Source organism: Xanthomonas chitinilytica (genome assembly GCF_026107455.2).
Classification (GTDB): domain Bacteria; phylum Pseudomonadota; class Gammaproteobacteria; order Xanthomonadales; family Xanthomonadaceae; genus Stenotrophomonas; species Stenotrophomonas chitinilytica.
Map to the genome: position 1 here is coordinate 1 of NZ_JAPCHY010000001.1, position 14525 is coordinate 14525.

Here is a 14525-nt window from a genome sequence, read left to right on the forward strand (position 1 = left end):
GCCTCACGCAGGAAGCCGATGATCTGCTCTTCGGAAAAGCGCTTCTTCACGTCCAATCTCCTTACTCTGGGGAATTGGACTCCAGATCGCCGCGCTACTCAAAACCGGGGGGACGTCGGCCGGATTTCCTTCTCCGCCGGCGGGCGTGATCGTTCCCCCGGGCAACAGCGCGTTGAAGCGGATGTTCTCCGGCGCGTGCTCCGACGCCAGCGACTGCACCAGGCCGAGCAGGCCGGCCTTGGCCGCCGCATACGCCCCCATTCCCGGCATTCCGCCATTGCTGAAGCCCACGAACGATGAAGTAAAGACGACCGACCCCCTTCCCTGCTTTCGAAGCGCTGGAATCTGTGCCTTGGCCGCCAGGAAGGCGCTTGTCAGATTGATCCGGATAACGTCCTCCCAATTGGCGACCGCCATGTCCGGAATCGACACCATCTCTCCGACGGCCCCGACATTGTTGAATGCACCGTCCAAGCCGCCGAACGCGTTCACCGCCAGGTCGACCAGGGACTCCGCGTAGCCTTCGTCCTTCACATCACCGGCCCGGAATACGGCCCTGCCGGCACCGCGATTTATCCGGGCGGCGACAGCTTCGAGGTGGTCTGCCCGCCGTGCACCCAAGACCACGTTGGCTCCTTCGGCTGCAAACAACAAGGCTGCCGCGGCGCCGATTCCGCTGCTCGCTCCAGTCACGATGATCGTCTTGTCTTCCAGTTCCATGGTTCATCAATCCGGATTGAATGGGTTGGCCATGCTACGAACGGGCGAGTGGCCCGACTATCCGGTTCTTGCGCCGTAATCGCAGTCGTCCGCGCCGAACCCGGAACCGGGATGTCCGGGGATCGACGCGGGCTCGATGGACGTCATGCCTGGGCCTCCTTTTCCAAGAGGGCACGCTTGCGCTCGATGCCCCAGCGGTAGCCGGACAACGCACCATCGGTTCTGACGACGCGGTGGCAAGGAATCGCCACTGCGATCCTGTTGGCAGCACAGGCCCGCGCCACGGCGCGGGCCGATCCGGGATCGCCAATGCGCCGGGCAACCTCGGCGTAGGAGACCGTCTGTCCGGCCGGCACCTGCCTCAATGCCTGCCAGACCCGTTCCTGGAACGCCGTGCCGCGGATGTCGAGCGGCAGGTCGAGCCCGGTCTGCGGCGCTTCGACAAAGCCCACGACCCGCGCGACCAGATTTTCGAACTCGGCGTCGCCGCCGACAAAATCGGCCTTGGGGAAGTGGTCCTGCAGGTCGCGGACCAGCTGGTCAGGATCGTCGCCCAGGGTGATTGCGCAGATTCCCTGGTCGCTTTGCGCGACGAGAATCGCGCCGAGCGAGCACTGCCCCACGGCGAAGCGGATGACCGTGTTCTTTCCACCATTCCTGAAGGCTGATGGCGTCATTCCAAGCGCCTCGCTGGATCGCTCGTAGAACCGGCTGCTGGAATTGAACCCGGCGCCCAGGATCGCGGTGGTCACGCTGCGGTCCCGGTTCGACAACTCGTTGCGAAGCCTGCGCGAGCGATGCGCGGCGCCCCAGGCCCGTGGCGTGAGCCCGGTGATCGATTTGAACTGGCGGTGGAAATGATAGGGACTCATTCCGACCCGTGCGGCCAGTTCCTCCAGTTTCGGTATCTGCGCCGATGCCTCGATGAGGCGACAAGCTGCCGCTATCAGCTCGGCATTGATCTCCGCGATCGACCTGCCATCCGGGTTGCAGCGGCGACACGCCCGGAAGCCGGCTGCTTCGGCCTCGGCGGGAGCGGCATAGAGGGTGACATTGGCAGGTTTCGCTGCCCGGGAAGGACATGAAGGACGGCAATAAACTCCCGTTGTCCTTACCGCGTATACGAAGGATCCGTCAGCGCCTGGATCCCGGTTGACCACGCTTGTCCAGCGTGGATCCCGCTCGGCTGGAACTCCATTGTCGGGCATGGCAGGTACGATCCGGACTTGCTCCGCGGAAATTCTAGACGGACGCCCCACCACTTCACTCCGGTTCTTGCTTTCGATTTCCGGCAAAACTGAGGCCGGAATCGATTCTCTTGCCGGTTCACCGGCAAACCCGGCTCTGGCCAACGCTTTGGTCGACCTTCACGCCTGGGGAAAAGAGACACGGTCCATCGCAAGCGGAGCCGGGCCCGTTGCCTGGACGAAGAAGAGCTGCCAGGGACCATTTCCGAAGCATTCCACAAAGCGGAACAAGTGGTCAGCGGCCATTTGATTCGTCGGAACTGTCCCTGACAACATTTTCGCCACCTTCGACTTTCAGTGTTGCCCCGGTTTGGGTGGGTGGGCCGGCGCAGGCCAGCGCGCCTTCCGGATCATCGAGAACGAGCATGTCGTGAAGTACGCTGGATGGATCGCGTGCACGGCTGCGGCAATGGTGCCAGAGGCGTTGTCCAATCCAGTACGCCAGGTCGGCCGGGCGCTCCGCGGTGCCAGCGTTCCACATCCAGCGGGTCCCTGCCGCGACCGCTTCGGGATCCGGTTCGGGTCCCTGCCAGTGCCGCTTCACGATGGCGCGATCTTCCACGAACGAGGCGAGCAGCGACCGTTCGCGGGCCATCGCCCACGCGTTGTCGATGCCGGACGGGTCCTGCCCCAGCACCAATGCGGCGAAATAGTTGGCCGCTCCCTCGCGCAGGGCCCACATGAGCAGGTCGCGGCGGGCGGGATCGTTCTCCGGCAGGTCCGGTTGCGCGGTGTGGGCCAGTTCGTGCGCGAGCAGTTGGCGGAACTGCATTTCCCAGTCGTCGCCGCAGAACCGCTCCAGCGCCATCGCCACGTTGTGGCCAGGCAGCTTCATGCCGGCCGAGTTGCCGGCACCGAACAGCAGGTACACCGTCGGCCGCGGGAAATCGGGTACCAGCCGGCGGTAATCATCGACGAGCTCGCCGGCGATCGCTTCCATCGCCGCCTGCTCGGGCAGGCACCGCTCGATCGCGCGCTGATAGTCATCGCGTCGCGTCGCGATGGCCGCGGCCATCGCATCCACGCCGCCAATGGCCGCGACATCGAAATCGTGCAATGCCTCGCTTCCCGGTTCGAAATAGTGGCGGCGCAACGCCGCCGCATCGGGATGCCCGGCACGGGCCTGCCATGCGTCGACGAAACGGCGGGCGTCGTCGCCGTCGACCAGCGGCGGCTGGCTCGCCAGGCCACGCAGCGGCACCAGCATCGCAACGGCTGCAATGGAACAGGCGACGAGGATGACCAGCGATCGTCTGGGCATGGCCGTACGGACAGGGCAGGACGATTCCCGCGTGCCATCGAACGATGGGAACGAAGCCCGGGGCTGTCAACCCACACGTCCTTGCCGCTGCAACCGGTGGGTGCGGTCCCACAGGTGCTGGGGCCTGCCCGATCCGTCGCGCCCTGGATGTATCGCTCCGGCTTGGCGAACCGGCTTTACATGCAGGATCCGCTCTCGGCGGCGTGGCCCCTCCCAGTCCGCCTGCCCACCTTTCCCTCTCCGGGCGCGTGGGTGATGCACTTACCTTGTCGATCTGCGGCGGCCAACAATTCATTCAAGCCGGTCAATCGAGGTGCGACACCTGGGCCGTTGAAAGGCTCTTCCCCTGACCAGCCATCCGGCTGCGGCGGCCTTCCAGGCCGGCCATGGCCGCCTCGCGCCGCGGCTCACGCTCCACTTCCCATGGAGGTGAGCCGCTGGCGCCCTCGCTCACTGCAACGGAATCGCCACCTCCACCGCATCCATCACCAGCGGTGCGATGCGGCCGTCACCGCCGCCGAACTGCATCGCCCCGCCCTCCTCGCTGAGCTTGCGGTAGCCGCTGTCGTAGTCCCAGGTGGTGACGAGGATTCTCGCTCCGGCCAGGGTGTCGGGCCTGCCGAGGGCGGCGGCCGGGAACGTGAGACTGACCCGCCGGTTGTCCTTGTCCACCGCGATCGATGCGGCCGGCGAGACCGAGGTTCCCTCTTCCGTCGCGGTCGCGCCTTCGGCGCCGAACAGGGCGTTGGACCAGCCGTGCAGGCGCGCACGGTAGTGCCAGCGCATGCCCTCCGGCATGCCGGCGTTCTGCAGGGGCATCACCGTACTTCCGCCTTCGCGTCCGGGAAGCTGCAGGAAAACGGTGAAGGCGACATGGTCGAAGCCGTTGGGCGGGTTCCACAGTGCCACCAGCCCGCTCATCTGCAGTTCCAGGCGCAGGGCGCCGCCGGCGCCGTACACCCGCAGGCGATGGATGTCGCCCGGGCGCTGCGCCCAGCCCGGGTCCTGCGGATAACGGTAGTTCCCGTCCGGGCCGCGGTCGTCGCCGGCGGGGTCCTCCACCTCGGCCAGCAACTGCCATTGCCGCTCGACGCGGAAATGGGCCGGCGCCGATGCCGTCTCCGTTGCCGGGTCCCAGGCCACGATCCGGTGTTCCAGCGCCGCGTCGATCATGTCCTGGGTATCGACCGTGGCCCGCCAGCGTCCGTCGGCGGCCACCGGCACGCGTTGCGCGGCGCCGATGTCGCCATCGACCACCAGCAGGACCGCAGCCGCGCCCGGCGCGCTGCCGGCGACCTCGAAATCGTCCGCCACCGGCGCCTGCGGCAGGCCGTCGATGGCCGGGCGTGGCGTGCCCGGCGCCTGCCGGGTCCGCACATCGCCGGCGACGCGCCACACCCTGCCCGCCCGTGCCGGCAGCTGCAGGCTCAACCGCCCGGCGTCGCCGACGACCGCCGGGGCCGTGTCGCCATCGATGTCGAACAGCACCTGCAACGAGGTACCCGCGGGCAGGCCGGTTTCCAGGTTGTCCAGCAGCACCGGATGGTCGGCGGTGTTGAACGCCACCAGTGCGGAATCCTCGCCATGGCGCATCCGCCAGGCGATCGCGCCGGGGCCGGCCGCATTGGCCTGCAGGATCTCCGGCGTGCCGCGCGAGAACAGGCGATGTTCGCGGCGCAGCGCCGTGGCCTGCTGCAGGAAGCGGTACAGCGGCGCCTGCGTATCGAACCGGTCCTGGCCGCCGGCGTCGTAGCCGGCCGCGAACATCGCCGTGCGCGGCCGGGTGAAGCCCTGCTCGGTGCCGTAGTAGATCGTGGGAATTCCCGGCAGGGTCATGATCGCCAGCAGCGCCTGCTTCAGCCCCGCCTCGCTGCCGCCGGCCAGGAAACGGTCCACGTCGTGGTTGTCGACGAAGGTGGGCATCAGGTGCGGCCGTGCATGCACCCGCATCATGTTGTCGATGCGCCACGCCAGTTCCGCGCTGGCGTGGCCGCGGGCGAACACGTCGCCCAAGGTGCCGTAGAGCGGGAAGTTGATCATCGACGGCAGCAGCGGCCCTTCCGCGTCGGCCACGTAGCCCTCGATGCGCCGCGCCTGCCGGTCCTCGAACGGGCGGTCGATGCCGAAGCCCTCGCCGAAGGCGAGGAAGTCCCCGCGCCCGGTATCGCGCGCCACCTGCAGCATGCCCGGCGCCTGCGGGTCGTCGCTGTGGAGGAAATCGCGGAAGTATTCTTCCGGCACGTAGAACGCGGTATCGATGCGGAACGCATCCACCCCGGCCTCGCGTATCCAGTCGCCGTAGGCCTTGCGCAGTGCCCGCCGCACCTGCGCGTTCTCGGTATTCAGGTCGTCCAGGCCGGCGAGCTGGTAGTCCAGTTCCTGGTGCCGCTGGGCGAAGTCGGTGATGTCCGGGGTCCAGTGGTAGAGGCCGGCCCGCACGTGGGCGGGGTTGCCGGGGTCGTTCAGGTCGAACGGCGCGGCCGGCTGCCGCTGCCCGGGGTGCCAGCGGCAGTCGCGGGCCGGCCGGCCGGTGTCCGCCGAGCAGGAGAAGTAGTCGCCGGTGTGGTTCACCACCACGTCCTGCACCAGGTACATGCCGGCCGCGTGCAGCCGCCGCGACAGGTCGCGGTAGGCGTCGAGATCGCCGAAATGCGCGTCCACCCGCGAGAAGTCCTCGGCCCAGTAGCCGTGGTAGCCGCCGTAGTTGGCGCGCGGATTCCACCACTGGTTGGCCACCGGCGGAGTGATCCACAGCGCGGTGGCGCCCAGCCCGCGGATGTAGTCCAGCCGCCGCGCCAGCCCGGCCAGGTCGCCGCCGCTGAAGCGCGACGGGTCGGCCGGGTCGTATTCGCCCTGCCCCTGGTCGTTGTTGCCCGGGTCGCCGTCGTCGAAGCGGTCGATCATGGCGAAATAGACCACCTGGTCGCGCCAGTCCGGCGAGGACACGTGCAGCGGCCCCTCCGCTTCCCCTGCCAGGACGGCGGCGGAAAACCACCCGCATGCCGCCATCGCCAGATACGACGCTGTCTTGCGCATTGCCCCTCTCCCATGAATTGCGGCCCATGCGCCGGCGGCTGCGGTAGCCGGCGTTGCTTGCCGCGTCATGACGATGGTGGCCACTGGAAGCGGTTACGGCAGCCCCGGCGGCCTTGAATACGTATGCAGCCGGGTTCCGCAAACCAAACCCGCGCTTAACATGAATCGTCGTCCGACTGCGGGCTTTCACCCGACGCGGCGCACGCCCCGGCAACAGCGGGGCTACAAAAAAATCCGAATTGCCAACATTGCCTGGGAGGGGAAAATGTTGAACCTGAAACGCAGTGCGTTGAGCGTAGCGCTGGCTGCCATCGTGGCGCCCGGCTGGGCCATCGCCCAGACTGCCCAGGCCGATGCCGGAACAGAGGCATCCAGGGCCATCAACCTGGATACCGTCCAGGTCACCGGCATCCGCCGCGCGATCGAGGCCTCGATCGACACCAAGCAGTCCGAGAACACCGTGGTCGAGGCGATCTCGGCCGAGGACATCGGCAAGCTGCCCGATGCCAGCATCGCCGATTCGCTCGCCCGCCTGCCCGGCCTGACCGCGCAGCGCTTCGGCGGCCGCCCGCAGGAAATCAATATCCGCGGCTTCGCCGGCGACTTTTCCACCGCCCTGCTCAACGGCCGCGAACAGGTCAGCCTGGGCAACAACCGCGGCGTGGAGTTCGACCAGTACCCGTCCGAGCTGATGAGCCAGGTGGTGGTGCACAAGACCACCAGCGCCGACATGGTCGGCCAGGGCCTGTCGGGCACGGTCAACCTGAAGACGGTGCGCCCGCTGGCCTTCGGCGAGCGCACCGTGGCGGTGAACGTGCGCGGCGACATGAACGAGCTGGACAGCGGCAAGGAATACGGCAGCCGCTACTCGATTTCCTACATCGACCAGTTCGCCGACGACACCGTGGGCATCGCGATCGGCTATGCGCGCATGGACAACCCGATCCAGGGCCGCCAGTACGAGGCCTGGGGCTTCACCGGCGACGACAACGGCGTGCTCGGCGGCGCCAAGTACTTCAGCTACGACACCGACAACGTCCGCGACGGCGTGATGGGCGTGCTGGAGTTCAAGCCCAACGACAGCTTCTCCTCGACCCTGGACCTGTTCTATTCCAAGTTCGACAAGGAGGAGTACAAGCGCGGCCTGGAGATGGGCTTGGTGTGGGGCAACGGCTCCACCCTGGTGGACAGCACCACCAGCGCCAACGGCACCGCGGTGGACATGCAGTGGGAGAACGTGCGCCCGATCGTGGTGCGCAACGACTACAACGGCGTGCACGACAAGCTGTTCGCGCTGGGCTGGCGCAACGAGCTGGTGCTGTCCGACTACTGGAAGCTGACCACCGACGTCAGCTACTCCAGGGCCGAGCGCAAGGAGCGCATCCTGGAGACCTACGCCAACCTGCTCGACGAGGGCACCGACAGCGTGCGCGCGGTGCTCAATCCGCGCGGCTGGTTCGACGTGACCCTGGGCCAGGACTACGGCAATCCGGCCCTGCTCGGCTTCTCCGACCCGGGCGGCTGGGGCGGCGAGCGCGCCCAGGCCGGCTACCTGAAGGACTTCGACGTCAAGGACACGCTGTCGTCGATCCGCTTCGACGTCGAACGCGTCTTCGACGGCGGCTTCATCAGCAGCATCGCCTTCGGCGCGAACCACAGCGAGCGCGACAAGAGCCGCGCCTCGTTCGAGAACACCCTGTGCGTGACCGCCGGCTGCGTCGACAACGAGTACGGCGCCATCCCGGCGCAGTACATCGGCGACTCCTCGTTCGGCTTCGCCGGCATCCCGTCGATCCTGCGCCTGAACTCGCTGGCCATGCTCAACGACGGCGTGTTCCACCTGCTGCCCAAGGTCCACCAGGACATCGCCAACAAGAACTGGGAGATGGAGGAGGAAAGCAACACCGCCTACTTCCAGGTCAACATCAACGGCGACCTCGGCCCGGTGCCGGTACGCGGCAACGTCGGCGTGCAGGCCGTGCACGTGAAGCAGAACTCCGTCGGCATCGCCAGCTTCGAGGGCGTGCCGCTGTCCGATCCCAGCCAGGCCGGCGCCAGCTTCACCCACTACCTGCCCAGCCTGAACCTGTCGTTCCAGCTGCCGGCCGAACAGTACCTGCGCGTCGGCGCGTCGCGGCAGATGGCGCGCCCGCGCATGGACGACCTGCGCGCCAACGCCAACTTCTACTTCGACCAGACCCGCGGCATCCTCTCCGGCGACGGCGGCAACCCCACGCTCAAGCCGTGGCTGGCCGATGCCTACGACCTGTCCTGGGAGAAGTACTTCGGCGGCAAGGGCTACGTCAGCGCGGCGTACTTCTACAAGGACCTGAACACCTACATCTACAACCAGACCCGCCAGTTCGATTTCAGCCAGCTGCCGCTGCCCCCGGGCGTGGACCCGGGCGACCTGCCGAGCGGCCTGGTCGGCGAGTTCAGCCAGCCGGCCAATGGCGAAGGCGGCAAGATCCACGGCTACGAACTGGCCGTGTCGGTACCGCTGGAACTGCTGTGGGCGCCGCTGGAAGGCTTCGGCATCACCGCCAACTACTCCGACACCACCAGCAAGATCGAGCCCAATGGCCCGGGCACCACCGAGCCGCTGCCGGGCCTGTCGAAGTACGTGTCCAACATCACCGCCTACTACGAGCGTTACGGTTTCTCGGCCCGCGTGAGCCAGCGCAACCGCTCGGCGTTCCTGGGCGAGGTACAGGGCGCCGGCGGCGACCGCACCAAGATCTACTTCGAGGGCGAGACCGTCACCGACCTGCAGCTGGGTTACACCTTCCAGACCGGCCCGCTGGAGAACCTGTCGATCCTGTTGCAGGTGAACAACCTGGAGAACGAGCCGTTCCGGGCGCTGTCCGACAACATGAACGACCGCCCGAGCCAGTACTACGAGTATGGCCGCACCTACCTGCTGGGCCTGAACTACCGGTTCTGATCCCGCAGTCGACTCGACCCCAAGCCCGCCGGCGCGATCCGGCGGGCTTTTTTCTGCAACGGCTGGCGCCGGCAATCCCCGCGCGGCTCAGTGCTTCCTGCCGCCCAGCATTTCGTCGCGCCCCTGTTCGGCCCTGGACGCGCCGATCGCGGTCTCCACGTTCCTGACCTCCTCGGGCGGCGGCAGCAGCACCGGCATGCCCAGCGACTGGATCCACAGTTCCCGGCACCATCCCATCGTGTGGTAGAGGTGGTGGTCCTCGTCGCTCTCGACCGCCCTGTAGGCCGGCTCGAGCACCTCGCCCAGCGGCCCGCCCTGCTCCACGACCTTGCCGATGAGCTCCCAGTTCTGGTGGTCCTTGGTCTCGGCCAGCACGACGCATTCGGCGGCCACCCGTTCGGCCGCTTCCGGCGGACCGGAAGCGATCGCCATTTCGATCGCCTCGACCAGCGAGGAGCCCAGGTGCGCCACCACCTTGCGACCCGGCGAGGCTTCCCCGGCCTCCATCCCGAGCTGCTCGAAAACGCGCATCAGCACCTGCTCGTGGGTCCTGGTCTCCTCGAGATACTCGCCCCACTCCTGCTTCAGGTCCTTGTTGACCGCCGCCGCGATGGCTGCGGTGTAGATCCGGATCCCGCCGCGCTCCGTTTCGAGCGCCTGAAGAAGCAGTTCGTGGACCTGATCGTTCTTGACCTTAGCTGGAACGGGCCATGGCCAACACTCCGGACATCGATGGATGAGGCCCCTCTTCGCGGAAAAACACCACGTGACAGGGACCCGAGGACGACCTCCACATTCCCCGATCCGCAGAGGTTGCGACGGCCGATGGAGAAACGCATGAAGCCGCGCGCAGATACCGCGCTTCTGATCCCGGACATGCTCAACCGGTTCGACTTCGAGGACGGGCCGCGCCTGGCGAAGGCAGCCGCCGCCATTGCGCCGCGGATCGCCCGCCTGCGCGAGCGCTTCGACCTGGCGGGCGCACCGACCATCCATCTCAACGACAACTTCTCGCACTGGCAGGGAGAGTTCCGCGAACTGGTCGCTCGCTGCCTGGAGGCCGGCGGCCATCCCGCCGCCATCGCCGGCCACCTCGCCCCGCGCCCCCGCGACTACCACGTGCTGAAACCCAAGCACTCCGGCTTCCTTGCCACGCCCCTGGCCATCCTGCTGGCCAGGCTGGGGATCCGGCGACGGGTGCTGACCGGGATCGCGGCGGATTCCTGCGTGCTGGCGACCGCCCAGGACACCAACATGCGCGAGTACCGGATCTGGTCGCCGCGGGACTGCGTGGCCGCCATCACGGGCGAGTGCAGGGAAAGAGCGCTGAAACTCATGGCCAGCGCCATGACTGCGAAGGTCGCGGCCAGCACCCCGGGCCGGGGCATCTTCCCCCGCCAGGCACGCGGCGGTGCTGCGCGACGATGCCGGCAAGTTGTTACCGTCGGGAAAGTTCGCGACTGGTGGCCCGACGAAGCCCCAAAAGAAAAGCGGGCCGAAGCCCGCTTTTCCTGGTCTGCAACAGCGTCGTGGCTTATTCGGCCACCACGCCCTCGCCTTCTTCCACGGCCTTCATCGACAGGCGGATGCGGCCCTGCTTGTCGACTTCCAGCACCTTGACCTTGACCACGTCGCCTTCCTTCAGCTTGTCGCTGACCTTCTCCACGCGCTCGCTGGAGATCTGCGAGACGTGCACCAGGCCGTCCTTGCCCGGCAGGATGGTGACGAACGCGCCGAAGTCCATGATCTTGGCGACCTTGCCTTCGTAGATGCGGCCCGGCTCGACGTCCGAGGTGATCTGCTCGATGCGCGACTTGGCGGCCTGCGCGGCGATCGCGTTGACCGAGGCGATGACGATGGTGCCGTCGTCCTGGATGTCGATCTGGGTGCCGGTTTCCTTGGTGATGGCCTGGATGGTCGAGCCGCCCTTGCCGATCACTTCGCGGATCTTGTCCGGGTGGATCTTGATGGTCAGCAGGCGCGGCGCGTAGTCGGACAGCTCCGAACGCGGGGTGGTCAGCGCGTTGGCCATCTCGCCCAGGATGTGCAGGCGGCCGGCCTTGGCCTGTTCCAGCGCCTTCTTCATGATCTCTTCGGTGATGCCTTCGATCTTGATGTCCATCTGCAGCGCGGACACGCCTTCGGCGGTACCGGCCACCTTGAAGTCCATGTCGCCCAGGTGGTCTTCGTCACCCAGGATGTCGCTCAGCACCACGAAGTTGTCGCCTTCCTTCACCAGGCCCATGGCGATGCCCGCCACCGGCGCCTTCACCGGCACGCCGGCGTCCATCAGCGCCAGCGAGGAGCCGCACACCGAGGCCATCGACGAAGAGCCGTTGGATTCGGTGATTTCCGACACCACGCGGATGGTGTACGGGAACTCTTCGATGGTCGGCATCACCGCCAGCACGCCGCGCTTGGCCAGGCGGCCGTGGCCGATCTCGCGACGCTTCGGCGCGCCGAAACGGCCGCACTCGCCCACCGAGTAGGGCGGGAAGTTGTAGTGGAACAGGAAGTTTTCCTTGTACTCGCCCGAGACGGCATCGATGACCTGGCCGTCGCGCGCGGTGCCCAGCGTGGTGACCACGATGGCCTGGGTCTCGCCGCGGGTGAACAGCGCCGAGCCGTGGGTGCGCGGCAGCACGCCGGCCTTCACGGTGATCGGACGCACGGTGTCCAGCGCACGGCCGTCGATGCGGACCTTGGTGTCCAGCACCGAGTCGCGCATGGTGCGGTATTCCAGCTCGCCGAATTCCTTGGCCAGTTCGGCCGGGTTCCAGCCCTCGGCGGCGACGCGGCCGGCCAGCTGCTCGGTCACGTCCTTCTTGATGGCGGCGATGGCGTCGCGGCGCTGCAGCTTGTCGCGCACCTGGAAGGCCTCGGCCAGCTGGGTGCCGACCGCTTCCTTCAGCGCCGAGATCAGCGCCTCGTTCTTGGCCGGGGCGACCCAGTCGCTCGGCTTGGTGCCGGCTTCGACGGTCAGCTCGTTGATCGCGTTGATGACCTTCTGCATCTCGCGGTGGCCGAAGGTCACGGCGCCGAGCATCACTTCCTCGGACAGCAGCGCGGCTTCGGATTCGACCATCAGCACGGCGTTGGCGGTACCGGCGACCACCAGCTCCAGCTGCGATTCCTTCAGCTCGCTGACGGTCGGGTTGAGGATGTACTGGCCATCCTTGTAACCGACCTTGGCGGCGCCGATCGGACCCATGAACGGGGTGCCGGCCAGGGCCAGCGCCGCCGAGGCGCCGATCAGGGCCGGGATGTCACCGTCCACTTCCGGGTTCAGCGACATCACCGTGGCGATGATCTGCACTTCGTTCTTGTAGTCTTCGGGGAACAGCGGGCGGATCGGGCGATCGATCAGGCGCGAGATCAGGGTTTCCTTCTCGGTCGCGCGGCCTTCGCGCTTGAAGAAACCACCCGGGATGCGGCCACCGGCGTAGAACTTCTCCTGATAGTCGACGGTCAGCGGGAAGAAGTCCTGGCCTTCGCGCGCGCTCTTGGCAGCGACGGCACTGACCAGCAGTACGGTGTCGTCCATCTTGACGATGACGGCGCCGCTGGCCTGGCGGGCGACTTCGCCGGTCTCAAGCGTGACGGTGTGTTTGCCGTACTGGAAGGTTTTGGTGATTTTTGCCACGGGGGTTTCCTTGGATGATGCTTTCTTCAGATGGACCGGCGGCGGCCCTTGCCGTCGACGGGTGACCGGGCGGTTCCGGTCGCTGGTTTTTTACGGGGTACCAAAACAAAACCGCGGCGCATCGCTGCGCCGCGGGGGATTCGTTGCTTAGCGACGCAGGCCAAGCTTCTCGATCAGGGCCTTGTAACGCTCGACGTCCTTCTTCTTCAGGTAGTCGAGCAGGCTGCGACGGCGGTTGACCATCTGCAGCAGGCCGCGGCGGCTGTGGTGGTCCTTCTTGTGGGTCTTGAAGTGGCCGGTCAGCAGTTCGATGCGGGCGGTCAGCAGGGCGACCTGGACTTCCGGCGAACCGGTGTCGGCAGCGCCGCGCTTGTTTTCTTCAATGACCTTCTGGGTGTCGATCGACATGATGTTTTCTCTTGGATGCGTGGCCGGCAGGAACGTGCGATGACGCACCGCGCAGCTCGCCGATTACCGATGGATGCGCCGTAGGCGCGACGTGCCTGAAAAGGCCGCAATATTGTACCGGCGCGGGGCCGCCGGGACAAGGCGCAGGCCTTCCCCGGCCCCAGGAATTCCCCCTGTAGGAGCGACGTCAGTCGCGACCGGGCTTTCCCGACCGAGGGTCAGGGCCGAGAACCCTCCGGCAGGTTTCACGGCAAGGCCCCGTCGCGACTGACGTCGCTCCTACAGTTCCCTCGGGCAGCCCCGGGATCAGAGGTTGAACAGGCGCTGCGGCGCCAGCAGGCCGGTGGCGTCCACCTGCCCCAGGCCCAGTTCGAGGCCGTCGGCCTGGAACACCGCCACCGCCCCTTCCGGCCAGGCCGGGTCGCGCAGGCGCTGGCCCATGCGGAAGCGGCGGGCCTGCTCGGCATCCAGCTCCACCCTCGGGAAGCCGGCCAGGCCGGCCGACAACGGCAGCAGCCAGGCCTGCATCGCCGCCTCGTCGCCGCGCTCGGCCAGGTCGCGCAGGGCGTCCAGGGTCACCATCGGCGCCTGCCGGAACGGCTCCACCCACAGCCGCCGCAGCCCGGCGATGTGCGCCCCGCACCCCAGGACCTCGCCCAGGTCGCGGGCCAGGCTGCGGATGTAGGTGCCGGAGCCGCAGGTCACCCGCAGCGACAGCCGCGTCGGCTGCCGGTCCAGCACCTCGATGGCGTGCACCTCGACTTCGCGCTCGGGCGCCTCGATGGCTTCGCCGCGCCGCGCCTTCGCGTACAGCGGCTCGCCGCCCTGCTTGAGCGCCGAATAGACCGGGGCGCGCTGGCGGATGCGGCCGCGCAGCGGCGCCAGCGCCGTTTCCAGCATCGCCTCGTCGATCGCCGGCACCGGGCGGGTGCGCAGCGGCTGGCCGTCGGCGTCGTCGGTATCGGTGGTGGTGCCCAGCACCACCTCGGCGTCGTAGGCCTTGGCCGAGCCCAGCAGCAGGCCGGCGATCTTGGTGGCCTCGCCGAAGCACAGCGGCAGCATGCCGGTGGCGAGCGGGTCCAGGCTGCCGGTATGGCCGCCCTTCTCCGCGCGGAACAGCCGGCGCGCCACCTGCAGGGCGGCGTTGGAGCTGATGCCGGTCGGCTTGTCGAGCAGCAGGATGCCGTCCAGGCGGCGGAATGCGATGCGTTGGGACATGGAAGCTACGTTGCGGCGCCGGCGATGCGGCGGAACCGGCCACGGGCC

10 protein-coding genes are annotated in these 14525 nt (G+C 67.4%); 2 read left to right on the plus strand and 8 right to left on the minus strand.

What is annotated here, in order from left to right:
* Positions 1-3 precede the first annotated feature (3 nt).
* From OK345_RS00005 to OK345_RS00020, 4 genes are all read right to left on the minus strand, one after another.
* A complete protein-coding gene (locus tag OK345_RS00005) occupies positions 4-720 on the minus strand; it encodes an SDR family oxidoreductase (protein WP_425510927.1) in 717 nt (238 codons plus the stop codon).
* Between the two features lie 143 nt (positions 721-863).
* Positions 864-1928: a bifunctional DNA-binding transcriptional regulator/O6-methylguanine-DNA methyltransferase Ada gene (gene ada, locus OK345_RS00010; protein ID WP_265125058.1), complete on the minus strand. Its 1065-nt coding sequence runs from the start codon at positions 1926-1928 to the stop codon at positions 864-866.
* Between the two features lie 274 nt (positions 1929-2202).
* Entirely contained in the window at positions 2203-3228 is a 1026-nt protein-coding gene (locus OK345_RS00015) for a hypothetical protein (RefSeq protein ID WP_265125060.1), read from the minus strand.
* Positions 3229-3678: 450 nt separating this feature from the next.
* Positions 3679-6264, minus strand: coding sequence for an alpha-amylase family glycosyl hydrolase (locus OK345_RS00020; protein WP_265125062.1), 2586 nt, complete (start codon positions 6262-6264; stop codon positions 3679-3681).
* A 265-nt stretch (positions 6265-6529) separates the two neighbouring features.
* Here OK345_RS00020 and OK345_RS00025 point away from each other — a divergent pair, with 265 nt between their 5' ends.
* Entirely contained in the window at positions 6530-9208 is a 2679-nt protein-coding gene (locus tag OK345_RS00025) for a TonB-dependent receptor (RefSeq protein ID WP_265125064.1), read from the plus strand.
* 87 nt (positions 9209-9295) lie between these two features.
* On the opposite strand, the gene OK345_RS00030 is transcribed toward OK345_RS00025, so the two are convergent.
* On the minus strand, positions 9296-9739 hold the full coding sequence (locus OK345_RS00030) for a hypothetical protein (protein WP_265125066.1): 444 nt from the start codon (positions 9737-9739) through the stop codon (positions 9296-9298).
* 306 nt (positions 9740-10045) lie between these two features.
* On the opposite strand from OK345_RS00030, the gene OK345_RS00035 reads away from it, so the two are divergent.
* Positions 10046-10828, plus strand: a complete 783-nt coding sequence (locus OK345_RS00035) for a cysteine hydrolase family protein (RefSeq protein ID WP_265125068.1) — start codon at positions 10046-10048, stop codon at positions 10826-10828.
* Here the strand turns inward: OK345_RS00035 and pnp are convergent.
* The 3 genes from pnp to truB form a co-directional block, all read right to left on the minus strand.
* Positions 10743-12851, minus strand: a complete 2109-nt coding sequence (gene pnp / locus OK345_RS00040) for a polyribonucleotide nucleotidyltransferase (RefSeq protein ID WP_265125070.1) — start codon at positions 12849-12851, stop codon at positions 10743-10745. The genes OK345_RS00035 and pnp overlap by 86 nt on opposite strands.
* Before the next feature lie 147 nt (positions 12852-12998).
* Positions 12999-13259, minus strand: a complete 261-nt coding sequence (rpsO, locus tag OK345_RS00045) for a 30S ribosomal protein S15 (RefSeq protein WP_054656964.1) — start codon at positions 13257-13259, stop codon at positions 12999-13001.
* 306 nt (positions 13260-13565) lie between these two features.
* A complete protein-coding gene (gene truB / locus OK345_RS00050) occupies positions 13566-14477 on the minus strand; it encodes a tRNA pseudouridine(55) synthase TruB (protein WP_265125074.1) in 912 nt (303 codons plus the stop codon).
* Positions 14478-14525 lie beyond the last annotated feature (48 nt).